The sequence below is a fragment of the Streptomyces sp. Ru62 genome (genome assembly GCF_002920615.1).
Classification (GTDB): domain Bacteria; phylum Actinomycetota; class Actinomycetes; order Streptomycetales; family Streptomycetaceae; genus Streptomyces.
Genome location: NZ_PQSU01000009.1, coordinates 207,881 through 229,795, shown reverse-complemented (window position 1 = coordinate 229,795; position 21,915 = coordinate 207,881). Strand labels below are relative to the sequence as shown.

The following is a 21,915-nucleotide window of genomic DNA, read 5'->3' as shown; positions in this document are numbered from 1 at the left end:
CGCCGTCGCGCCGCCCGGAACACGGAGGCACCCATGACGCACCCGTCCCCGTACCCACGCCGCACCCCGCCCACCGGCGGCCTGTCACCGCGGTTCGTCCAGCGACGCACCGTCACATCAGCCGGCACCGCCCGGGCCGTCCAGGACGAGGGCCGGCGGCGGTGGAGGGCGGCCACGGCCCCCAGGGCCACGCCTACCGCGATGACGGTCAGCCAGCGTGTCCAGACCACCGCCTCGACCTCTGTGGCGAGCGCCGCGCAGGAGCCCCCCAGGACGGGGACGGCGGTGTACGCACGGAAGTATGGGCTTGTCGGGCGGTCGCGCCGCAGAACCGGGACGGCCGTGTTGACGATGAAAAACACCACAAGGTGCAGCAGGACGAGCCGGGGAACGCGCCGGGTGGCAGGCCGTGCCACGGGTTCGCGTGCTTTCTCCCTGCCGGCCGAGCCGGTGCCACACGGACAGGACCTTGGACGCGCGGCGCTGGGCGACAGCCCGAACCGTGATGCGAATCAGTGCGCTCCCCATGATCGCGAGTGATGTTCGACATGTACCGAACGCCCGGTAGCATGGTCGGCATGCCGGACCACTCGTTCCCCGCCGACAGTGAGATCGCCCTGCCGCGCCTGCTCGGAGCGCTGAGCGACCCGACTCGGCTGGGGATCGTCCGCATCCTGTCCGACGGTGCCGAGCGCGGATGGGGCCGATTCAGCGCTCCCGTCGCCAAATCCACTCTCAGCCATCATCTCAAGATGTTGCGCGAGGCGGGCGTCACGCAGACCCGTCAGGAGGGTACGCGCTGCTATGTGAAGCTGAGGCGTGACGCCCTTGAGGCCCGTTTCCCCGGCCTCTTGCAGGCACTGCTGTCTGCCGCTGTCAGCGACAACATCGGAGATCATGTCACCGAGCGTGACGAACCGGCGTAACGACGCCACTGTCGGCGCCCCGTACTCAACGAGTTGTGTGTCCCCGGGCGGGCGACAACCCGTCGCCTTGAGGGTTGTGACGCGCACCGCCTCCGGACTTGGCGTTCCGCCGCACCGGTCGCGGTGTGTGGTGGCACCCGCGCCGCGTTGTGCCATGGTGTCGAACTAACCGCACCGATCGGTGTCCGGCCCGCTCCACTCCCTGTCGCGTGTGACACACGACGAGCCCATCGTCCGGCGCGACCTCTTCCTGACCTGGGCAGACCGCCGCGGTGCCCACGGTTGTGGTCGTCCCTCCGCCACGTTGCAATTTGACGAGGGTGCGAAAGCCTTCCCATAGTGTTCTATGTACAACGAACATCGAACAAGGAGTGGCTCATGCCTGCCGACCCCCTGGACCGGACCTTCTCCGGCCATGTCGCGATCGTCACCGGCGCCGGTTCCGGCATCGGCCGGGCCGCGGCCATCGCCTTCGCCGAGGCGGGCGCCCACGTACTCGGTGTGGGGCGACGTGAGGCGCCATTGAAGGAGACGGCCGCGGCCCACGACAACATCGACGTCCTGGCGATCGACATATGCGGCGACGGAGCACCTGCCAAGGTTGTCAGTGCCGCCGTGGAACGCTGGGGCCGCCTGGACCACCTCATCAACAACGCCGGCGCGACGGCGGTCATGCCCCTGGCGGAGACCGACAAGCAGACGATCGTCGATCTGTTCGCGCTCAACGTCGTCGCTCCGAGCCTGCTGGCCCACGAAGCCCTGCCCCACCTGCGGAGGACCTCCGGGACGATCATCAACCTCTCCAGTACCTACGGCCACCGCCCCATGGCGGGCGGCGCGCACTACTCGGCCACCAAGGCGGCCGTCGAGCAGATGACGCGGAGCTGGGCCCTGGAGCTCGCCGGCGAAGGTGTTCGGGTCAACTCGGTCGCTCCCGGCCCCACCCGGACCGACGTCATGCTGCACGCCGGCCTCACGCCGGAGGCCGCCAACGACATGTACGCCTACGAGCGCGACCGTATCCCCACGCACCACATCGCGAGCGCTGACGAGGTGGCCCACTGGATCCTTCGCATGGCCGATCCCGCCGGGCGTCATGCGACCGGTCAGGTGATCACCGTCGACGGCGGGCTGGAACTCATCTGACTCCACCGTCCAGCATGTTCCTGATGGATCATCACGCCTTCACGGGGCTGGGGACATCCACGGGGGAAACCGTGAGTCGCGTGAGGGTGCCTGCGGCGTACGGCGGCCGTAGCTCGAACCTGCTTCCGGGGGAGGACCTCGGTACGTAGCGGGAGCCGTCCGCTCCGGGCCTGATCCGATGACTACCGGGCCGGGGTGCACACGGGGCTGGTCGGCGGCGGCCTCCCGTTCCCTGCGTCTGCCCGCGCGCTCGCGACGGTGAGGGACACCGAGCCGGTGCCCGGCGAGCCCACTGGAGTCCTTGACACGGTTCGGTGGGATTCACGCCATCGGCCCAACACTGTTTCGACAGGGTTCTCCCACCATGACCAGGCGTCGAGTGAATCTGTGACACGGACCGCACTCGGTGCCAGCCGGCACCGTCATTGTCCCGCACCACCGGCGTCACCACCGCGGGCCGGAAGGTTCAGGCCGGGAAGGTGAACAGGCGGTACTCGGACAGCGTCGTGAAGCCGAAACGCCGGTACAGCGGCTCCCCCGCCGGGCTCGCCACGAGCGCGGCGGAGCGCATCCCTCTTTCCTGCGCCGACCGGAGCGCGGCGACCGTCAACGCCGCACCGATGCCCCGCCGGCGATGCGCTTCGGCCACGTGCACGAGGAAGATTCCGGCCACCTCGTGGGCGTTGATCACCACCGTCGACCCGACCACCCGGCCGTCCAGTACCGCGGCCAGCCGGACGATGTCCGCGTTGTCCTCGCGTTGCGACTCGATGCGCACCATCTCCGGCTCCAGGCCGGACGCGATACCCATCGACGTCCGGTACGTCCGGACCAGCTCCGTCAGCCGTTCGCCGTCCCGAACCGTCTCCACCCGCAGGTCGGCGCGTGCGCCGTCCTGACCGGCCGGGTCGAGCATCTCGGCCGGGTGGCCGAGCGGCCTCGCCAGCACGGGCAGGACGGCGAGCTCCTGTCCGCCGTGGCGCCGCAGGGCGTCGGCGGTGTCCCCGGGGCTGTCGGGCCCGACCCACCACCACCAGGGAAGACCCTCCAGGTCCCTGCGAACGGCCGCCACGGCAGTCCCTGTCGCGGACGTGGACCGCACGCGCACCACGCCGTTGAACTGTGGGGTGGCGAGCCCGCTGCGGAACTGATCGACCTCGGGCCCTGGGTGGGCCTCCGCGTCCCATCCCATGAGGTACTGGCGAAAGTTGGCGAACACCGACGCCATGGGTCCGGGGTCCAGGGCGGTGTCCCGGGTTTGCGTCCGGTCATCGTGCGGCGCGCCGATCGCCCTTGCTGAGTGCATTATGAACACGGCCTTCTTGTTGCGCGGGTTCTGACGGGGGCTCGGTGAGTGTAGTGCCGTACGGGGTGAGGTTCCCGGCGGGAGGTCCAGGACGAGGCGGCGCCTTCTACGGCGGAGCACAGGGTCCGACGCCTGTGCCGCGTACCCGGCTGGGGAGCAACTCGCTGAAGCAGACGCTCGTACCGGCCGACGATCCGCACGCCGCCATCCCCAAGGGCACTCCCGGCACCAGCGGCATGTGCTTGGCCCCGTCGGGGAGGTCGCGATGGTGCGCAGCAGAACCCGTACCCGCCCCACCCGGTCCGACAGCAGATCCGCCAGGGTCCCGCCCACCACCGAGCCCGGCAGGGTCACCGTCATGATCCAGCCTGCCTGGGTGGAACTCGACGTGAACGCCGCAGTGAGGGTACTCAGGGCCGGTGGCAAGGTGTTGGAATCGAAGGGATCCAGGCCCCACCCGGCGGAGTTGTCCTCGCCACCGTGTCCACCGTGTGCGTTATGGTGTGGGCCAGCGTTCTCCAGCCCATGTCTGTCCTCCAAAGCGAGGATCAGCGACGGCTGTTGTCAGGGACCGTCCTACGGCCCGTAGATCGCTTTCAGCGTCTTCACCCGATCACGTCAGAAAGAATCGGATGCGCATCAAGAACGCGAGCGTCGTGCTCGCAGGTACCGCCGTGATGGCTGCTCTGGCCGTGACGCCCGCCGGTGCCGCCACCACCAGCCTTCCCAGCCCGTCGGTCACGGGTGTGCTCGCCGTGCAGAAGCAGGCGATGGCCAACGGCGCGCCCGGCGCGCTCACCCGGATCGACTCCGGATTTTCCAGCTACCGGATCGCCATGGGGGAGGCGGACACCGCGGCCGGCACCGCGATGGACGCCGACCGCAGGTTCCGGGTCGGCAGCGTCAGCAAGAGCTTCACCACCGTGGTGCTGATGCAGCTTGTCGCCGAGGGACGTATCGACCTGGATGCGTCGGCGAACGACTACCTCCCCAAGCCGCTGCCGGACGACCGCATCACCGTGCGGCACCTGCTGAGCCACCGCAGTGGCCTCTGGGACTACACCAACGACATGTTCTACCACACTGTCCCGGGCTTTGAGGCGGTCCGGAACAAGGTGTTCACCTACCAGGAACTCATCGACCTCTCGACCGCGCACCAGCCCACCAACCAGCCGGGGGCCGCCTACAGCTACTCCAACACCAATTTCGTGGTGCTGGGACAGATGATCGAGCACGTCACCGGTGTGCCGATGGCCACGCAGTACGAACAGCGGATCTTCCAGCCGCTCGGCCTGAAGAACACCTCCTACGTGCATCCGCAGACGACCATCACCGGCTCCTACGCGCGGGGCTACGTCCGCGACGACGACACCACACTGCCGCTGGTGGACTCCACCGAGCAGACCGTCTCCTGGGCTCAGTCCGCCGGAGCCGTGATCTCCAACTCGGCTGATCTGAACCGGTTCTTCGCCGCGATCGTCTCCGGCAGGCTCGTTCCCGAGCCGCAGTTGAAGGAGATGATGAGCATGGTCCCGGTGAACGCGGACGGCACCCAGTCCTATGGACTCGGCCTGCGCGGCAGGAAGCTTTCCTGCGGCGTGACGGTCTACGGTCACACCGGCACCGTGCAGGGCTACTACACGTACGCCTTCACGACGGCCGACGGCAAGCGCAGCATGACCTCGATGGCGAACACGTCCAACAACGGCACCGTCAACACCGTCCTCGCCGGCACTCTGGAGGCCGCGTTCTGCGGCGTCGATCCCCTGAAGAGCAGCAAGGTCACCACCCGCTCCGGCGGTAAGGCCTTCACCGAAGACGTCGCCCCCCAGATCGTCCGCCACTGAGGCTCCCGCACACCGGCGGTGACCTGGTCGCCCCTGGGGCTCCGTGGCGCCGGCCCGCGAAGGCCGGCGCCACGGACACTCGCCCCCGGGAGGTGATCTGTCCCTCAGACCCTCGTCACGGACGCCCGCTGGTGTCACAGGCCGGGTGCCTGTCCGGTCACACCTTCAACCACCCGGGCCCATGAAGGGATGACGGACGATGACACCTCACGGGGACCTCCCCGCACCGCAGCAGGGACTCCTGCTCACGCATTTCCTGACGGTGCGCGATGTCGCGGTGTCCCGGCGCTTCTACGCGGACGTCTTCGGCGGAGAGGTCGTGATGGAGGAGAATCCGGCGATCGTCAAGGTCGCCAACACCTGGATCATCATGAATCCCGGCGGTGGTCCCACCCCCGACAAACCAGGGGTCACACTGGAGGCACCACGCAGTGGTGAGCGTGTTTCCGGTTTCCTCAATGTGCGAGTCGCCGACATCGCTGCCTTCTACGCGCATGCCGTCGCGAACGGGGCCGGATTCCTCACCGAGCCCGTCGACCGCGGATCCGAACTGCGCTGCTACTTCCGTGACCCCGACGGCTACCTCATCGAGGTGGGTCAGTCCACCGGTCTGCTCGCGGGAATTCACGCGGCCACCCCGGAAGACTTCAGTTGAGCACCGCGACGCGGTCCCGTCCATAGGGGAGTTCCGGATGAAGGTCGTTGTGTTCGACGACGGTGGGCTCATAGGCGCCGAGACCGCTCTCTGGGTCAGGGACCACGGACACGAGGTCGGCCTGGTCTCGGCACCCAGGGGTCTTGACTCGCTCGCACAAGAAGAGATCGCCGAGTCCCTGGGCCAGTGCTCGGTAGTGATCGACCTCTGTCGTCAGCCGTCCCTGAACTCCGGGATCGTCACTGACGATCATGGCCTTGTCATGGACGAGGAGGCCCTCGTCGCGTCATGGCGACGTTCCACCAGCGCCCTCCTCCAGGCCGAGAGGGCCGCCGGTGTCGCACACCATGTCTCCCTGTCCGTGGTAGGTGTGGACCGGATAAGAAGGGAGGGTGCTTTCCGAGCCCTCCAGGCGCACGAGGCCATGGTTCAGCGGTCCGGCATTTCCTATTCCATAGTGCGTTCCACGCAGATGTTCGAGTCGGCCGAGGACATAGCGACCGCGGGCACCGAAGACTGGATCGTCTGGGTGCCGCCGGTCGAAGTGCGCCCGGTGTCCCTGACCGACGTGGCCATCCTGCTCGCGCATACCGCCGTGTCCCGGCCCCTGATCGGCGTCCGTGAGATCGCCGGCCCTGAGAATGTCAGGCTGGACGCGTTCGTGCGTGCCGCCCTGACCACCGTGCACGCGGAGCACCGCCATGTCCTCGCGGACGCCCGCAGCCCCTTCTTCGGTGCGCGTCTTCGGCCCACGGACCTTCTGCCACGTGCGGACGCCTTCGTCGCGCGGACGAGCTACCGCGAATGGTGTGCCGGTCGACCCGGGCGTGAGAGCGCCGAGAACCCTGGAATCGGTGAGTCCCCGGACGGCGCCCACAGGCCCCGTCACGGATCGTCCGACGAAGGCTGCTACTGAGGTGAAGTACTGGAACCGCACGGGCCCCACCCCGTCTGACGCGTCTCGGAAAGCTGGGCTGCAGCCTCCCATGGCGTACCGAGTGAGCGCCCTTCACCCGGTCACAACCGTCGCTTCTCCACGCACGTCGGTGCCACGAGGAGCGCGAGTTGTTCCGTACCGATCGTCTCAGCGACTACCGACGCTGAGATCAGCTGCCACCGACGTGGACGAAAGAGGATGATGCATGTCCGGAGACGTCACAGAACCGTGCCTCAGATGGTTCTGTCTCCCTTGACCAGTGCGGCGATCTTCCTGGTCGTCACGATCGACAGTGGTGGCGAGACCACCGTTCGCGAACTGCTCTCGGACGTCGGCTCACTGGAACGGGCCGTGGGGTTCCGTGCCCAGCCCGACGGCAGGCTGAGCTGTGTCACCGGTATCGGTTCGCACGCCTGGGACCGGCTGTTCGCCGGACCGCGTCCGGCCGGGCTGCATCCTTTCCGGGAACTGAACGGTCCCGTGCACCGGGCCGTGGCCACCCCCGGCGACCTGCTGTTCCACATCCGCGCTTCCCGGCTGGACCTGTGCTTCGCGCTCGCCACGGAGATCATGAACCGGCTGCGCGGAGCGGTCACGGTCCAGGACGAGGTGCATGGTTTCACCTACTTCGACGAACGTGACCTGCTCGGCTTCGTCGACGGCACAGAGAATCCGACGGGCCCGGCGGCGCAAGCGGCCGTGCTCGTCGGCGAGGAAGACCCCCGGTTCACAGGCGGCAGTTATGTCGTCGTGCAGAAGTACCTGCACGACCTCGACGCGTGGGAAGCCCTGCCGGTCGAAGCGCAGGAGAAGGTGATCGGTCGCCGGAAGCTGACCGACGTGGAACTGCCGGACGACGCCAAACCGGCGGACTCACACGTCGCTGTGACAACGGTCACCGACGCGGACGGCAACGAGCGCGAGATCCTCCGTGACAACATGCCCTTCGGATCCGTGGGCCGTGGGGAGTTCGGCACCTATTTCATCGGCTACGCGCGCACTCCCGACGTCACGGAGACGATGCTGGAGCGCATGTTCCTGGGCACGGCGTCAGCGTCGTACGACCGCATCCTGGATTTCTCCACTCCGGTCACGGGCTCCCTGTTCTTCACGCCGACCGCGGACTTCCTGGAAGACCTGCCCGACCCGCCGGTTCCTGAGTCGTCCGCTGCTTCTCAGGCCGAGGGACACGCTTGAGGACCCGTGGTACCCGCGAATACAGGAATGCGCGGGCGCACACGCTGTGGCGGGGCGACCGTCGCGGTGCCCCGCGCGATGGGACGGGTCGCACGCCGTCGTGTTCCCTGTTCCCCGGCGACGGTGCGTGCGTGTCCGGTGCGGGTCGGCTCCTGCCGTTGCCGGCCGCACGGTGTCTCGGTTCAGGGGGCGGGGTGGCCGGCCGCGGTGTTCAGGTGGGACTGGGAGTCGCGCACCGTGGGCAGTGCGCGTCCCACGGCGAAGAACGTCTGTCCCGCGACGATCACGATCAGATCCTCACTCTGCTCGCGCTCGGGATGGTTCGGGGCGATGCTTCGACAGAATGTGATGGTGAAGTCATGACAGGATGGTGGGTTTCCGGCGAAGGTGGACACCGTGCCTGATATCGCGCCGTTGCGGGGGCGACGCCGCGAGTTGGCGGAACTGGAAGCGCTGGTGAGCCGTGCCCGCCTCGGCCACAGCGGGGCGCTGATCGTCTCCGGTGAGGCCGGCGTCGGTAAGACGGCACTCCTCGACCACATCACGGCGCGGGCCGCGGCGCACGTCCGCATCGAGCGCATCGTCGCCTCCCAGTCCGAGATGGAACTCGCCTACGCCGGCCTCCAGCAGCTCTGCGGGCACATGATGGGTTCGGCCGCCCGGTTGCCGGGCCCACAGCAGGAGGCGATCGAGGTGGCGTTCGGGCTGCGCAGCGGCGCCGCCGTGCCGAGCCCGTTCCTCGTGGGGCTGGCACTGCTCGGACTGCTCACCGAGGCCGCGGAGGACCGGGCACTGCTGTGCATCGTCGACGACGCCCAGTGGCTCGATCAGGCGTCCGCGCGTGCCCTCGCATTCGCCGCCCGGCGCCTGGACGCGGAGGGTATCGCCCTGGTGTTCGCCATGCGCCAGGCCGATGATGTGTTCGCGGGCCTGACGCACATGGTCGTCGAGGGGCTGGGCCACGAGGATGCGTGCGAACTGCTGCGCCTGGCGGTGCCCGGTGGTCTCGACCGGCGGATACGCGACCAACTGATCGCGGAGGCTCGCGGCAACCCGCTTGCGCTGCGGGAGCTCCCCCGGACCGTGGGCCCTGCCCGGGTCGCCGGCGGCTTCACCCTGGCGGACTCCCTGCCGCTGGAGAACCGCATCGAGCAGAGTCTGATGGTGCAGCTCGCCCCGCTGCCCGCGTCGGCGCGCCTCCTGCTGCTGCTGGCAGCCGCCGAGCCCACCGGTGATCCCGGACTGCTGTGGCGGGCGAGCGCCGTACTCGGACTGGGCTCGAAGGCCTTCGAAGCGGCCAAGGACGCCGAGGCGCTCGTCGTCGGCACCCGCGTCGCCTTCCGTCATCCGCTGGTGCGGTCGGCCGTGTACCGGGCGGCGTCACCGGGGGACCGGCGTCGCGTCCACGCCGCCCTGGCGGACGTCACCAGCGTCGAACACGATCCGGACCGCCGCGCCTGGCATCGGGCCAGCGCGACGCTGTACCCGGACGAGGAGGTCGCCGCGGATCTGGAGCGGTCCGCGGTACGTGCACGGACGCGCGGCGGTGCCGCTGCCGCGGGCGCGTTCCTGGAACGGGCGGCGGAGCTCACACCTTCGCCGTTCTCCCGCGGGCAGCGGTTGATCGCAGCCGCCGAGGCCACACACGACGCCGGCGCGCCTGCCGCGGCCCTGCGCCTGCTGGAGTACGTCCGCGCCCTTCCTCTCACCGCGTTGCAGGAGGCGCTCGTCGCGCGGCTGCGCGCTCGGGCGGGATACGCGCTGCGGCGCGACCGCGGTGGGGTACAGCAACTGCTCGCCGCGGCGCAGGGGCTTGAAGCCCTCGCCCCGGCGCTCGCCCGCGACACCTACATCGAAGCGCTGGCAGCCGCAACATACGGCGGCAGGCTCGGAGACGCCGAACAGGTGGCCGCCGTCGCGCACGCGATTCTCCGGGCAACGCCCGCCGCCGAGGAGACCGGCCGGGCACGGGACCTGATCCTGCGCGGCCAGGCGTTGCTCGCCACCGAAGGCCAGGAGGCCGCGCTCCCCACCCTGCGACGGGCGCAGCGTGCGTTCCTTGAGCAGGCACCCGACTTCCTGGAGCTGCACTGGGTGTGGTTCGCCTCCCGCGCCGCCCAGGACCTGTGGGACCCCGACGGGCTTCGCGCGCTCGCCAACCAGCAGGTTGAGGTCGCCCGCGCCGAAGGCGTGGTCACAGTACTGCCGATCGCCCTGAGCCTGCTGATGCTGGTGCAGCTGACCGACGGCGACCTGGACGGGGCAGAAGCCTCCTGCGATGAGATCGACGCCATCAAGGAGGTCACCGGCAATCCGCTCCCGCAGTACGGACGGCTCCTCCTCGCGGCATACCGGGGGCAGGCCGCCGAGGCGGAGCGCTGGGCGGAGCAGATCAGGGCGGACGGGCACGCGCGGGGCGAAGGGCACGCGCTGAGCGCGGCCAATTTCTCCGAGGCGGTCCTCTACAACGGCCTGGGCCGCTTCGCCGAGGCGGTGGCCCGCAGCCACCGCGAGCTGCCCTACACCCACGAACTGAACCTCGCGATGCGCACACTGCTCGAACTGGTGGAAGCGGCCGCGCACACCGGTGACCGCGCGCTCGCCGAGCAGGCGTTCGAGAAATTGGCGCGCGTCACGCGGCCGGTCGGAACCACCTACGCGTTGGCCGTGCTGGCGATGGCGGAGGCGCAGCTGCGTGCGGGTGACGAGGCCGAGAAGCTGTACCGCGATGCGATCAAGGGCTTCGAACACGAGCGGATACCGATCTGGGTGGCGCGTTGCCGTCTGCTGTACGCCGAGGCACTCAACCGCTGGGGGCGGTACACCGACGCGCGCGAACAGCTCCGCCCCGCACACCAGGTGCTCAGCGCCTGTGGCCTGAACGGCTTCGCCCAGCGCGCCGCGGACGAGCTGCGCGCGAGCGGAGAAACCTTGCGGGTCCGCGTGCGGGGGTCGGCGGCGCAGCTCACCGATCAGGAACTCAACGTGGCGCGCCTGGCCCGCGAGGGGCTGACGAACCGAGACATCGGCGCACGTTTGTTCATCAGTGCGCACACCGTCGAGTACCACCTGCGCAAGGTCTTCGCGAAGCTCGGCATCAAGCGGCGGACCGAACTGAAGACCGCTCTCGCCGAACCCGGCCCCGATTCCAGGTCGGTTGACGTCATCTGACCGGAGGCGGTGTGACGACTCCACCACCAGGTGCGGCGAACGTCGAGTGAAGCCCCTGCGACTCGGTTCCCGTACAAGCCCACCGTTGACAACGTCGCCGGCTCAAGAGCGTTGGAGAAATCGTCGTACTGCTGCGGCTGTCACAACGACGACCCCTGGTCTGTCTACTTGCTGCAGACCAGCGGCGGCTGTTCCGCCGTCCTCCTAGGCCGGCATGTGTCATGCGGGACACGGCAGGGGCTGCGGACAGCAGGGAGGCCACCCAACCGTGAATGCCGTTGCCGCGTCGATCGCCCGGTGGGACACGTTGGCACGTGTTCACCGTCGGATCGAGTCCCGGGTCGGGCGACACCTTCATCAGCACCTCGGGCTGGGGGCAAGTGAGTTTCACGCCCTGCGCGCGCTGGACGAAAGCGTGCGAGCCGGTTCGGGTCCGCTGTACCTCAACGTCCTGGCCGACGGGATCGGCCTGAGTCAGTCCGGCTCCAGTCGTCTCGTCACACGTCTGCAGGACCGTGGACTGGTCACCACGCGCCTTTCATCACACGACCGCCGCAGTGTCGAGATCGAACTCACTCCCCTCGGACACGAAGTGGTGCGGAACGGCTCTCCTGTCGTCTACAGGGCTGTCGAGGAGATTGTGCGGGAACTCCGTGCCGAGGGCACCGACGAGGACCTCGTCCGCTACCTGCGGGGCAGCACGCACGAAGCGATCACCCACCGGGTTCCGCCAGACTCCGAAGTCACCGCAAGCAGATGACGCAGCAGGGGAGTCGGAGCAGTCCGAGGTGGTGGCTTGCGTCTCGCAGGCCCGCAGACCTCGGATGACATGCGATCTCCGCCGACCAAGGAGACCGCTCCCACACGTCCCCTATGGCCGGCGGAGCCAGAGGCCCACCAACCTGTTCACGTCGGTATGTGAGCCGTGCGCACACGAGGACTGGAAATAGTGTCCTGCCCCTGCTCGTTCCGTCAGACGGCCAGTCGGCGCCCTGGGTGGTATCGCGCGAACGGTTCGCCGGACCGCTGGACGAGTCGTACCGATCCCTCTGCCGGATCGCGAGGGCCGCAGACCAGCCTGTCGCCGACAAGCCACACCAGCTCCAGCCGAATGACCACTTGTCACATGTCAGTTCCGCGGAACCCCGCTGCCACGGCCGGCGGGCTGCCGCCCACGACGGACCGGCATCTCCGTGACCCGCCTGCTCAAGAGCGCGGTCCATGGCACGCGGGTACGTCGTCCAGGGCCTGCACTGATTGACGGCGCCGGGCGTGTGAGCCGGCCCGGGCCGTGTTGCCTCACCGTCCGGCACGCACAGGCCGGCGTGATCCCGTTGCCACCAATACCGCAACGGTCTCCTGCACGCCCGCCTGCGAGGTGTAGCGCTCTGTGACGACGACCGCTGCAGCCGGCCGGCGGCGAGGTGATGTCTCGGCCCGCGCCGCGCAGGCCGGCCAGATGCGGGGGCGGGGGGGGAAGCGGAGTGATCCGATGGGAGTGTGCCGTGCTCCCGCAGAAGGGGGGAGCACGGCACGAGGCGGGAACCGGTGAGGCCCTGACGTCGGCTGCTGGGAAGTGGGACACCAGCCGCACGACCAGGAGCCTCGCCACGTCACCGGGCCCACCGACCCGTGGCCGTCACACCACCCATCGCCCCGTCGGTGCGCCGGCGTACGCGGCCTGATCGTGACGTGGGCTCGCCCGTTCCTCGCCAGGACCGCTTGCGCAGGCTACTTCTGCTGCGCGAGCCACTCGTCGAAGTGGACTTCGCCGATGTGCGCGCCCGGGCCCGGGAGGAGGGTGTCCTCCTGGATCTTCGCGCCCCAGTAGGTGCCGTTCGGGTCCGCGACGACCACACGCGTGTCCTGCTTCGCGGCAAGCTCCTTGCGGATCAGCTCGGGCAGTTCGAAGACGTCGGGACCCGCCACCTCGGTGATGGCGTTGAGGGGCTCCCCGACGGCGGTGCGGCTGACGGCCGTGGCGACGTCGTCGGAGAAGACCGGCTGGATCTTCACGGGGAGGAGGGTCACCGTGTCACCGTCGGTCGCCTGGTCGGCGAGCCCCTTCGCGAACTCGAAGAACTGCGTCGCGTGGACGATCGAGTAGGGGATGCCGCCGTCCTTGATCAGATCCTCCTGTACCTGCTTGGCGCGGAAATAGCCGCTGCCCTGCAGACGGTCCGTACCGACCACGGACAGGGCGACGTGGTGGCCTACGCCTGCGGCCTTCTCCGCCTGGAGGACGTTGGACGTCGAGGTACGGAAGAACTCCATGACGTCGTCGTCCGCGAAGGACGGGGAGTTCGAGACGTCGACGACGACCCGGGCACCCTGGAGCACCTCGTCCAGGCCTTCGCCGGTGAGCGTGTTGACACCGCTGTTGGGAGAGGCGGGTACGGCCTCATGACCGTGCTCCTGCAACTTGGCGACCACCTTGCTGCCGATGAGCCCGGTCCCGCCGATGACGACCACCTTCATGATCAACCCTTTTGATGTGTCGCACGTTGTGCGATGTGGAAATGGGGCGCTGTGTGCTCCCCTATGACCAGGGTCGAACGAGATCTGTGACAGTGCATTGGGCGTTCTCCGTGGAACCTTGCACTACCGGACCGCCGGCCGCCGCCATCTCGGTGAGTGACCCGCACTCGCGTTGCGTGGTCCGCATCCTCCTCGACCACATCGGGCGGACCGGCCACCGAAGCCTCGGCTCCCGGGCGCCGAACCAGTGTCGGCCGGCCTCGTCCGGAAGCATTGCGCGCGTGGCCTTGGCGATGGAAGAGCTCACCTCGTTCCAGGGCTCCGCCCGGCGTGTGGCCGCCAGCGTGGCGAGGGCCGCCAGGTCGGGCCGGCGCATGACCTCCGCGCCCTGACCCGGATCGGGCGGGTGCTCTCGATCAACGCGACCAGGCGTGCGACGGCCAGCGAGGTCTCGCCCGAGTCGGTGAGGTCATCGGCCGACGTGAGGCCGGGCTGGTCGAGCAGCCGGAGGTAGGCCGCCGGGAGGGACGCCTCGGTGTGCTCGGCCTGCGGGACTGCCGGGTCCGCGCCGCCCCGGTGACGGACGCCGTGGGAGCAGCAGCGGATCCTCACCTGGTCGCCGACCCGGCCGACGAAGGTCAGGGCGCCGTCGGTGCGCAGGACCGCGAGGTCGCCGGTGCGGTGGAGCCAGGGCATCGTAGCGCTTCAGCCGTCGGCTTGTGGTGCAAGCCGTCCCTGCTCACTCCCTGGAGCAGTGGGCTGTGGTCCGGCGACGTCCTCCCGGTCGTCCCGTCGGATCGCAGCCCTGGGGGGAGCAGTGCCGACCACGCCGCGGGCGGTTGGCAGCGAGAACTGCACCGTCTCCGTCTTGCCACGCCTTACGGAGAAGAGGGCCACACCGGCGCAAGGCATACTCCGCACGGCGAACGCGAGTTGAGGACGGCATCGCCCACCTGGACAACATTCGAGCCCCGGCCCCGCACCGCGGCCGCCGCGAGCACGTGGGCGACATCGTCCAGGCCGCCGCCGGCCTACCGTTCGACCAGCGGACCGTGGGCCGCACCCGACTCGTCAGAGGAGAAGCCAAGAGGCCGCACGGAGGTTCACCACGTCTCACCGCTCACCGTGCAACGGCGGCGGACGTCGCGCGCCCCATCCTCCAGCGCGCGCCGGGGCGGCGGTTTCGTGAACGCGTCGCCGGCACCGTGTTCCCGTCGCCTCGGCAGACGCCAGACCGGTGTCGTGAAGCCGGAGGCTTCACGACCGAGGTGCGTCAGAGGACATGAGTCCGGTTCCGGGGGGCCTCGTTGAGGGTCCGGTGGGAACTCTCAGCGAGATGATCCTCGACGCACTTGCGGGACATCGACAGCCGGCCGTTGGTCACAAATGAGTGGCATCGACGGTCACAGTGGGCATGAGTCAATCCTTGGAATCGAAGACGGGCATCGACGGGCCGGTCACTGTCATCAAGCGCTACACCGTGCCGGCGGGCGAGGCCGACTATTTCGTCGAGGTGTACCAGGAGAACGCCCGGATCATGTCGACCCAGCCCGGCTTCCTCCGCTCCCGCCTGCACAGGCCGCTCGCCGACACCTCTGAGGTGCAGTTCGTCCATATCGCGGAGTGGACCTCAGGCACCGCACTCGACAAGGCCACCGGCAACCCCGAGTGGCATGCCTCACTGCAGCGCATGTTCGACGACCCGGGCCTTCACATCACGTCAGAACCCGCCAGCTACCGCGTCGTCGTGGAACTTCGCCCTTCCTGACAGCGGTGACCACCGCCCGCACCCCTGGCGCGGCAATGACCCATGACCCACGTCCATTTGGGACCGCGTCGTGCTCGTCCACGTCCAGACCGCCCCTGTGCACCATCTGACGCCGTCCTGGACGGGGGACCCGTGCCAGCGGCAAGCCCTTCCAGGGTCACGGACCTGGTGCACTCCCGCTCCCACGCCGACCACATCGGAGCTGCCTCCCTGCTCGGTAGGGGCGGATACGCGTAGCCAGGTGCAGTGCGCGGCGCCTCAAGGGCAGGGCTCTCCTCGTTCTACACGGCCCTTGAACCGGACGGGAGATGAACCTGCGGGGAGGAGGAGCGGACGGCGGTACCGCCCGGTCCGCCGTCGACGACTGAGACGTCCGCCCCACGGGCTGTGGGGCCCACGCTCCCCCCGGACCGGACGTGGTCCCCGCAGCCGGGGTGGGAGCTCCAAGTTTTCACGCAACCATCACGCACGTCCGGGTCCTGCGGGGAGCGGAAGGAGGAGGAATGATGCGAACCAGACTGCTGCCGCTGCTGAGCGACTGGGAATGGCAGGAGCGAGCCGCCTGCCGCGGGATGAACAGTGCCGTCTTCTTCCCCCCTCAGGGGGAGAGGGGCCACCGGCGCCGCCGGCGGGAGGAACAGGCGCGCCGGATCTGCGACCAGTGCGAGGTCATCGAGGCGTGCGCCGCCATGGCCCTTGACAACAACGAGCCGTACGGCGTGTGGGGCGGGATGACCGCGGGTGAACGCCAGGGTCGTTTCGCTCTGGACCGCGGGGACGCCGACCAGGACGCCGGTTGACCGGTCGACGTGGGTGAGCCGACTGAGACCGATGAGCAACTGGCAAAAATTGTCCGGGATTCTCTTACCCGAAACCCAATCGTGCCGACGGAGGGCCTGGAAGGGACCCCGTCCCGCACTTCATCAACGGCTCCATCGAGGTGATGACCGACTTCGGTACCGAGCCGATCCCCCTGGCCTCCGCCGCTCACGTCCTGACCGTCCCCGTCGCGGTGACGGACCCGCTACCACGGAACACCCCGGTCTGGCTCGGACAAGAACCGTACCCCACCCCTGACGACCGTGCCCGATGACCACATGACGCCCGACCAGCCTGTCACGGACCTTCGTCTCGTCCGGTCATCCTGAGCAGAGACTTCAGGAAGAGATGTGGTCATGACGACGTTGCACGTCACGTTGCTCAATGCGCTCCGCGAGGTTCCGGCCGTGGAGCTGCCGTCCTTCACCCCCGTCGCCGGTGGTCGTCCCCCGCGCCGGTTCGCTCTGGAACTGCACGTGCCGCACGAGCGGCACGAGGAACTGGAGGCCGAGCTGCGTTCAGCCTCCGCACCGGAAGGAGAGCCTCTGCGGGGACGCGACGCAGCCTGGCGTGTGGTGGGCGGTTGGACAGTCACCTCACACGGGCGCAGCCCGGAACTCTACGTCTACCGGATGGAGATCCAGGAGGTGGAGAGTCCGGCGCGCGCCGAAACGGCTGCGATCAGCGCCGAAGGCGGCGAGGCCCTGTTGGAGTTCAGGCTGGAGCTGGTCGTCCTCCCCGTCTCCGACGTCGATCGCGCCAAGGCCTTCTATCAGGCGGTGGGGTTCCGCCTGGACGAGGACCACACCAGCGACGAATCATATCGAGTGGTACACATGACGCCTCCGGGATCTCCGTGCTCAATCCTTTTCGGAACCGGGGTGACAACGGCCCTGCCGGGCACGGTCCGGGGGCTCCATCTCGTCGTGACCGACATCGAGAGGGCATGCCTGCAACTCCATGAGCGGGGGGTCAGGACGGGTGAGATCTTCCACGACACCTGCGACATGTTCCACCGTTGCACTGATGAGACTCGGCGCAGCGGCCCCCATCCGAAACGGCTCGAATACCGCTCGTACGCCACGTTCAACGACCCGGACGGAAACGAGTGGGTGTTGCAAGAGGTGCCTGCGTAGACCCGATGAGGGCCGGGCGGACGACCGCATCCTCCACGCTGGGACGGAGCGGGGCCTGGACTGACCCGCAGCCCGGCCTCGGTCTCCGTCGCGCTGGACGCGGCGCTCGTTGGCCGATCGCGGCGGGCCAACTGGTGGTGCCGTGCTGTCGCTCGGCCGTGCGGCTGGCCGCTCGGCGGCCTGCCACGCCGCTCCGTCGAGAAGGGGATCGCCGCCCCGCGCTCGGCGGAAGCGTCTGATCCGGGCTCATGCCCACAGCGGGATCTGGCAGCCGGCCTCGGCGGCGGGGCCGTTCGCCCGCCTCCACGTCATGCGGACTTGCCACCCGTGAGCCGACCGGTGTCAGGTTCCCGGTCTGTGGGTCGAAGATGAGCGTCCGCCTACTGGGCAGGCCACCGAAGAGGTCGTTGGGGGAGAAGGCCTCGCCTGCACGGCCCGCCGTGTCCTTGACCGTGTCCGCGCGGACCAGGCCCTTGGTGTCCGCCAGGAGGCGCGGCAGCGCCGCTCGCTGCGCGGAGGAGAAGCAATGGTCCCGGAGGTGTGCGGGCACGACTTCGTACAGCAGGCCCGGCCCCATGCTCTGGCCGTGCGTCAGCCACTTCCGCATCGCCTTCTCGGTGGCCGGCGGCTCGGTCACCGACGACGCCCCGCTGGAGCCGGAGGCGCTCCGCGGCGATCGGCCGAGCGCTCCGGCGTCCTCCCACACCGCGCGCTGCCTACTGTGCTGGAACGCGGGAGGCAGTGTCCTGCTCTTCCAGTCTGTCGAAACGTCAGGCTTCTGCCGTGTCCGGAGCAGCCGCACATCCCGCAAGCGCGTTCCGGGCCTGCGCGGGCTCGGCAGCGGCAGCGGCCCGAGCGGAAAGGGCTTGGGTCCACTCACGTGATCAAGCCACGGGCCGGCACGGGCCCAAGGGCCGTTCGCCGGAAGCAGGCACCTGGCGCGCTCGCGCGGGCACGCCCCTGGAGGTTCTCTCCAGTGTTGTGCTGCTCGCCGCTCCACGCCCTCCTCCGGCGACCCTGAGGAGTTCATCCGGCCGGCCGTCCTGATCGGCAGCCGGTCGTCGCGCTCGGTCGATGACGGAAGCGTCTGACGGTCACTTCAGCAGAGGCGGGGACGACATGTCGGTCGATAGGCGCCTGCCACTGCGCCGGATGGCCGACCGGTCAGGCCCCCCACCCCTGTGAAACCCGTCAACGCGTGGCGTTGACCCCGTCCGCCTGGATCAGCGCGGTCTTGTGGCTGTACTGGATCGTGTACATCTTCTTGGCACCGAAGACGACCTTGCCGCTGGACGGGAAGAAGTCGTCGGTCGGCGTCGGTTCGGCCGTGGCCACATACGCCTGCCCGGCGGGAACGCTGTACATGCTCAGCGGGGCCTGCGTCGACGGCGAGAGACCCTCGGGGTACTCGTCGGCGTCCGGGTAGCTGGTGCCGAAGACCTTCAGGGACTCGGTACCGGCGGGCCGAACGATGGTCACGTCATGGGCGGGAACAGTGAGGCGACCGTGCGGGTTGTGGAACCACACCTTGCTGCCGCTGTACCAAAGGGCCGTCCAGTCGCCCTTCTTGCCGGCGACGACGAACTGCTGGCCGGCCTGGGCCGCGGAGCCCCAGTCGCTGATCCGGTCGGTGCCGGGCTCGTCCGGGTGGATCGACTGCTCGGCGAAGAGCGGCGCGTCAGCACGCGGTTCCGTGTGCAGACGGACGAAGTTCGACGCCTGGCGCATGGTCGTGCACTCCTTGGTGACGCCGCTGCCGTCATCCTGCGGGCAGAGCTGCACGGTCTGCTCGTTCCGGGTGAAATCCGGCGCTATCGTCACGGCTGAGCCCACGGGGCCGACGCCGTGCCGTGCCCTCGGTGGAGCACCGACCAGGCCCATGAAGCGCTCCCAGTCCCAGGAGGGGCCCGGGTCCCAGTGCTGGTCCTTGGTGAACCGATCGGCCGGCGCCAGGACATTGTCGTGACCGATGATGTGCTGACGGTCCAACGGGATGTCGAAGCGCTTGGCCAGGTACTTCACCAGCTCCGCGGTCGATCGGTACTCCGCCTGGGTGTACCAGGTGGCACCGTGCGCCGCGTAGCCCTCGTGCTCGATGCCGATCGAGTGCAGGTTGGTGGAGTAATTGCCCGCGTGGAAGCCCAGGTTCTTGGTGGGCACCATCTGGGTCACCGCGCCGTCGGAGGAGCGCACCACGTAGTGGGCCGAGGTGAAGCTCGACGGGTTCTGGAACGTGGCGATGGCCGACTCATAGGGCGACTCGGTGTCGTGGATGACGATCTGGTCGATCCTGATCCCGTTCGCGGGCCGGTCCGCAACCTGCCCGTTGCCCGGGGCGGCCGGGACGAAGGTGCAGTCCAGGGTCGGCGGGCACTCGGAGTCGATCGTCGCCTCGGCGCTCGGCAGCTTGAGCGCCTTCATCTGCGACGTGGCCGGGGTCACCTCGCTGTCGGCGGTGAGCCGCACGATCTCGCCGTCGTCCGTCTTGCGGGTGACACCCTTCTTCATGGTGTCGAAGACCCGGTTCGCGAACGCCGACGCGCCCTGGCGCACGGTGGCCTGGCTGTACCGGGCGACCGCCCCGTACCAGTCGTCCGGGTTGTCGGAGGTCTGGCCGTTCAGTTCCTTCTGGTACGACGCGAGCAGCGCAGCTCCGGCGCGGATGTTCGCCGAGGGATCGGTACGCACTTCGTCGACGGACAGTCCGGAGAGCTTCGCAGCGGTCCGCAGGGTGTGTTTGTCCTCGCCCTTCGCGAGCTCGGCGGCCTCGGCGCGGCCGGCCATGCCCGCGGAGCCGCCGGCGATCATCTCGGGGGTGACGTCGGTCAGGTGCATCGGGCCGTAACCACCCGAGGCACTGTGCTGCCCCTTGTGGGAGTCCCAGGCCGACTGCTCGTAGGCCACCGCGAGCAACACCTGCGGGGGAACGTGGAATTCGGCCGCGGCAGCCGAGAACGCCTTCTGCAGGGTGGGGTCGGTCGCGGGGTCGCCCTGAGTCGCCTGCGCCACCACCGGCAGTGCGATGGCTCCGGCCACGGCCACGGCCGCGGCACCCAGCGCAACGGGACGCCGCCGGAGGGCATGCTTCCGGCGGGCATTCGTCTCTTGTGTCATCAACTTCCCAAATCTGGGCAGAGGTGAAGGTCACATCGGCTCGCGGCCGACCGGAGATCCATGTCGGCCCGCGTTCGATGCGCCTCGAACGTAGCAGACGTTATGGCGAGTCCATCACAACGTTGTGTTCCGGATCGGTCTGCGCGATTGAACGTCGCGTGAATCGCCTCGAAGCGCACGATTACCAGTCGCCACCTGCGCTGACGTTGTGGGCCAAGTCCCCTGCAGGCTCCGGTGCGTTGCCCTGATCGTGCCCACTCCGCCACGGCGCAGCCGTTCAAGTGGCGAGCTTCACATCAAACCTTCACATCGACTGACACGTCTAGTGTCACGGATGCATGAAACTGCATGGAGGCAATCAGAATCCGCGTGGACCACTACGTGTGTCCGTGTCGGTCCACGCGGCAACGAAGCTGGAAGAAGTTGATCTACCATGAAGGACGGCGACGCCAGGACCGTCTGGCTCCCGTACCCCCCGCACCAGATCCCCGGCCTGCCGGCCGGGTTGCGGTACGACTTCTGGGACGGCTCGACCGCACTACCCGGCGATCCGGACGATGTGCGTTTCCTGGTCGGCCCACCGTCGCCGGGCGCCGACCACGTGCTGCGCTCGGTTCTGCCGCGCATGCGCAACCTCGAAGTGCTCCAACTCCTCAGCTCCGGCTACGAGTACGTCATGCCGCTGCTGGACCGCGTGCCCACCGGCATGCGGCTCGCGACCGGCCGCGGTGTGCACCGCGAGGCGACAGCCGAGCTGGCGGTGACCCTGCTGCTTGCTCTGGTCCGGGGACTCGACGACTTCGGTACGCGCCAGGCCGAGGGAAGATGGCAGCCCGAGTTCCGGATGACACTGGTCGGCAAACGCGTCCTGATCGTCGGCTACGGGGCCGTGGGCGCGGCGGTCGCCGCCCGGCTGAGCCCGTTCCGGTGCGAGGTGGTCCTCGTGGCCCGCACGGCGCGTGTGACCCGGGCGGGGCACGTGCACGGCGTGGCGGAGCTGCCCGCGCTGCTGCCCACGGTGGACGCGGTCGTGCTGTGCGCGCCCCTGACCGACCGGACGCGCGGCATGTTCGGCGCGGAAACACTGGCGCTGTTGCGGGACGACGCGATGCTCGTGAACATCGCGCGCGGGGAACTGGTCGACACCGACGCCCTGGTCCGAAGGTTGCGGGCCGGGCGGCTGCGGGCCGCGCTCGACGTCACGGATCCAGAGCCCCTGCCGGCCGACCACCCCCTGTGGCACCTCCCCGGCGCGCTGATCACCCCTCATGTGGCCGCGTTCACGGACGCGTTCCAGACCATGAGCAAGGACTTCCTGAGCCAGCAGTTGGGCCGCTACCAGCAGGGCCAGGAGTTGCACAACGTCGTCCTGACGGCAACCGGAGCCCAAGTCGACGAACAGGCGGCCTGAACAC

At 68.9% G+C, this 21,915-nt stretch carries 16 protein-coding genes; 12 read left to right on the top strand and 4 right to left on the bottom strand.

Going from position 1 to position 21,915, the window contains the following annotated elements:
* Window positions 1–578 precede the first annotated feature (578 nt).
* Both C3492_RS14750 and C3492_RS14745 read left to right on the top strand, forming a co-directional pair.
* Window positions 579–926 (top strand): helix-turn-helix transcriptional regulator, encoded by a 348-nt coding sequence (locus C3492_RS14750; protein WP_103812254.1) that lies wholly within the window; start codon window positions 579–581, stop codon window positions 924–926.
* Between the two features lie 378 nt (window positions 927–1,304).
* Entirely contained in the window at window positions 1,305–2,072 is a 768-nt protein-coding gene (locus C3492_RS14745) for an SDR family NAD(P)-dependent oxidoreductase (RefSeq protein WP_103812200.1), read from the top strand.
* 466 nt (window positions 2,073–2,538) lie between these two features.
* Here C3492_RS14745 and C3492_RS14740 read toward each other — a convergent pair whose 3' ends face one another.
* Window positions 2,539–3,300 carry a GNAT family N-acetyltransferase gene (locus C3492_RS14740; protein WP_258055715.1) on the bottom strand — a complete coding sequence of 254 codons (762 nt, stop codon included), beginning with the start codon at window positions 3,298–3,300 and terminating at the stop codon, window positions 2,539–2,541.
* Between the two features lie 710 nt (window positions 3,301–4,010).
* Between C3492_RS14740 and C3492_RS14735 the strand changes: the two genes are divergently transcribed.
* The 6 genes from C3492_RS14735 to C3492_RS14710 all read left to right on the top strand — a co-directional run bounded on the left by C3492_RS14735 (window position 4,011) and on the right by C3492_RS14710 (window position 11,945).
* A complete protein-coding gene (locus C3492_RS14735) occupies window positions 4,011–5,225 on the top strand; it encodes a serine hydrolase (protein ID WP_103812199.1) in 1,215 nt (404 codons plus the stop codon).
* 199 nt (window positions 5,226–5,424) lie between these two features.
* Complete coding sequence (locus C3492_RS14730; RefSeq protein ID WP_103812198.1) at window positions 5,425–5,880, top strand: VOC family protein; 456 nt, start codon at window positions 5,425–5,427, stop codon at window positions 5,878–5,880.
* Between the two features lie 49 nt (window positions 5,881–5,929).
* The gene (locus C3492_RS14725; RefSeq protein WP_258055714.1) at window positions 5,930–6,796 is read left to right on the top strand and encodes an SDR family oxidoreductase; all 867 of its coding nucleotides are present in this window, start codon (window positions 5,930–5,932) and stop codon (window positions 6,794–6,796) included.
* Window positions 6,797–7,054: 258 nt separating this feature from the next.
* On the top strand, window positions 7,055–8,014 hold the full coding sequence (locus tag C3492_RS14720; RefSeq protein ID WP_308461148.1) for a Dyp-type peroxidase: 960 nt from the start codon (window positions 7,055–7,057) through the stop codon (window positions 8,012–8,014).
* Window positions 8,015–8,410: 396 nt separating this feature from the next.
* Window positions 8,411–11,185, top strand: a complete 2,775-nt coding sequence (locus C3492_RS14715; protein WP_258055713.1) for an AAA family ATPase — start codon at window positions 8,411–8,413, stop codon at window positions 11,183–11,185.
* Window positions 11,186–11,453: 268 nt separating this feature from the next.
* A complete protein-coding gene (locus C3492_RS14710; RefSeq protein ID WP_258055712.1) occupies window positions 11,454–11,945 on the top strand; it encodes a MarR family winged helix-turn-helix transcriptional regulator in 492 nt (163 codons plus the stop codon).
* Between the two features lie 971 nt (window positions 11,946–12,916).
* Here C3492_RS14710 and C3492_RS14705 read toward each other — a convergent pair.
* Both C3492_RS14705 and C3492_RS14700 read right to left on the bottom strand, forming a co-directional pair.
* On the bottom strand, window positions 12,917–13,663 hold the full coding sequence (locus C3492_RS14705; RefSeq protein WP_103812195.1) for an SDR family oxidoreductase: 747 nt from the start codon (window positions 13,661–13,663) through the stop codon (window positions 12,917–12,919).
* A gap of 303 nt (window positions 13,664–13,966) precedes the next feature.
* The gene (locus C3492_RS14700) at window positions 13,967–14,359 is read right to left on the bottom strand and encodes a hypothetical protein (RefSeq protein ID WP_103812194.1); all 393 of its coding nucleotides are present in this window, start codon (window positions 14,357–14,359) and stop codon (window positions 13,967–13,969) included.
* A 694-nt stretch (window positions 14,360–15,053) separates the two neighbouring features.
* On the opposite strand from C3492_RS14700, the gene C3492_RS14695 reads away from it, so the two are divergent.
* From C3492_RS14695 to C3492_RS14685, 3 genes are all read left to right on the top strand, one after another.
* The gene (locus tag C3492_RS14695) at window positions 15,054–15,431 is read left to right on the top strand and encodes an antibiotic biosynthesis monooxygenase family protein (protein ID WP_258055711.1); all 378 of its coding nucleotides are present in this window, start codon (window positions 15,054–15,056) and stop codon (window positions 15,429–15,431) included.
* Between the two features lie 503 nt (window positions 15,432–15,934).
* On the top strand, window positions 15,935–16,231 hold the full coding sequence (locus C3492_RS14690) for a WhiB family transcriptional regulator (RefSeq protein WP_308461147.1): 297 nt from the start codon (window positions 15,935–15,937) through the stop codon (window positions 16,229–16,231).
* Window positions 16,232–16,957: 726 nt separating this feature from the next.
* Window positions 16,958–17,386, top strand: coding sequence for a VOC family protein (locus tag C3492_RS14685; protein WP_103812249.1), 429 nt, complete (start codon window positions 16,958–16,960; stop codon window positions 17,384–17,386).
* Window positions 17,387–18,577: 1,191 nt separating this feature from the next.
* Here C3492_RS14685 and C3492_RS14675 read toward each other — a convergent pair.
* Window positions 18,578–20,500, bottom strand: coding sequence for an N-acetylmuramoyl-L-alanine amidase (locus C3492_RS14675; protein ID WP_103812192.1), 1,923 nt, complete (start codon window positions 20,498–20,500; stop codon window positions 18,578–18,580).
* Window positions 20,501–20,933: 433 nt separating this feature from the next.
* On the opposite strand from C3492_RS14675, the gene C3492_RS14670 reads away from it, so the two are divergent.
* The gene (locus tag C3492_RS14670) at window positions 20,934–21,911 is read left to right on the top strand and encodes an NAD(P)-dependent oxidoreductase (protein ID WP_103812191.1); all 978 of its coding nucleotides are present in this window, start codon (window positions 20,934–20,936) and stop codon (window positions 21,909–21,911) included.
* Window positions 21,912–21,915: the final 4 nt, after the last annotated feature.

Excerpts from the sequence above, each read along its gene's own strand:
- C3492_RS14750 (WP_103812254.1), top strand. The coding sequence starts at position 579 with ATGCCGGACCACTCGTTCCCCGCCGACAGTGAGATCGCCCTGCCGCGC.
- C3492_RS14745 (WP_103812200.1), top strand. The coding sequence starts at position 1,305 with ATGCCTGCCGACCCCCTGGACCGGACCTTCTCCGGCCATGTCGCGATC.
- C3492_RS14740 (WP_258055715.1), bottom strand. The coding sequence starts at position 3,300 with ATGGCGTCGGTGTTCGCCAACTTTCGCCAGTACCTCATGGGATGGGAC.
- C3492_RS14735 (WP_103812199.1), top strand. The coding sequence starts at position 4,011 with ATGCGCATCAAGAACGCGAGCGTCGTGCTCGCAGGTACCGCCGTGATG.
- C3492_RS14730 (WP_103812198.1), top strand. The coding sequence starts at position 5,425 with ATGACACCTCACGGGGACCTCCCCGCACCGCAGCAGGGACTCCTGCTC.
- C3492_RS14720 (WP_308461148.1), top strand. The coding sequence starts at position 7,055 with ATGGTTCTGTCTCCCTTGACCAGTGCGGCGATCTTCCTGGTCGTCACG.
- C3492_RS14705 (WP_103812195.1), bottom strand. The coding sequence starts at position 13,663 with ATGAAGGTGGTCGTCATCGGCGGGACCGGGCTCATCGGCAGCAAGGTG.
- C3492_RS14700 (WP_103812194.1), bottom strand. The coding sequence starts at position 14,359 with ATGCCCTGGCTCCACCGCACCGGCGACCTCGCGGTCCTGCGCACCGAC.
- C3492_RS14690 (WP_308461147.1), top strand. The coding sequence starts at position 15,935 with ATGATGCGAACCAGACTGCTGCCGCTGCTGAGCGACTGGGAATGGCAG.
- C3492_RS14675 (WP_103812192.1), bottom strand. The coding sequence starts at position 20,500 with ATGACACAAGAGACGAATGCCCGCCGGAAGCATGCCCTCCGGCGGCGT.
- C3492_RS14670 (WP_103812191.1), top strand. The coding sequence starts at position 20,934 with ATGAAGGACGGCGACGCCAGGACCGTCTGGCTCCCGTACCCCCCGCAC.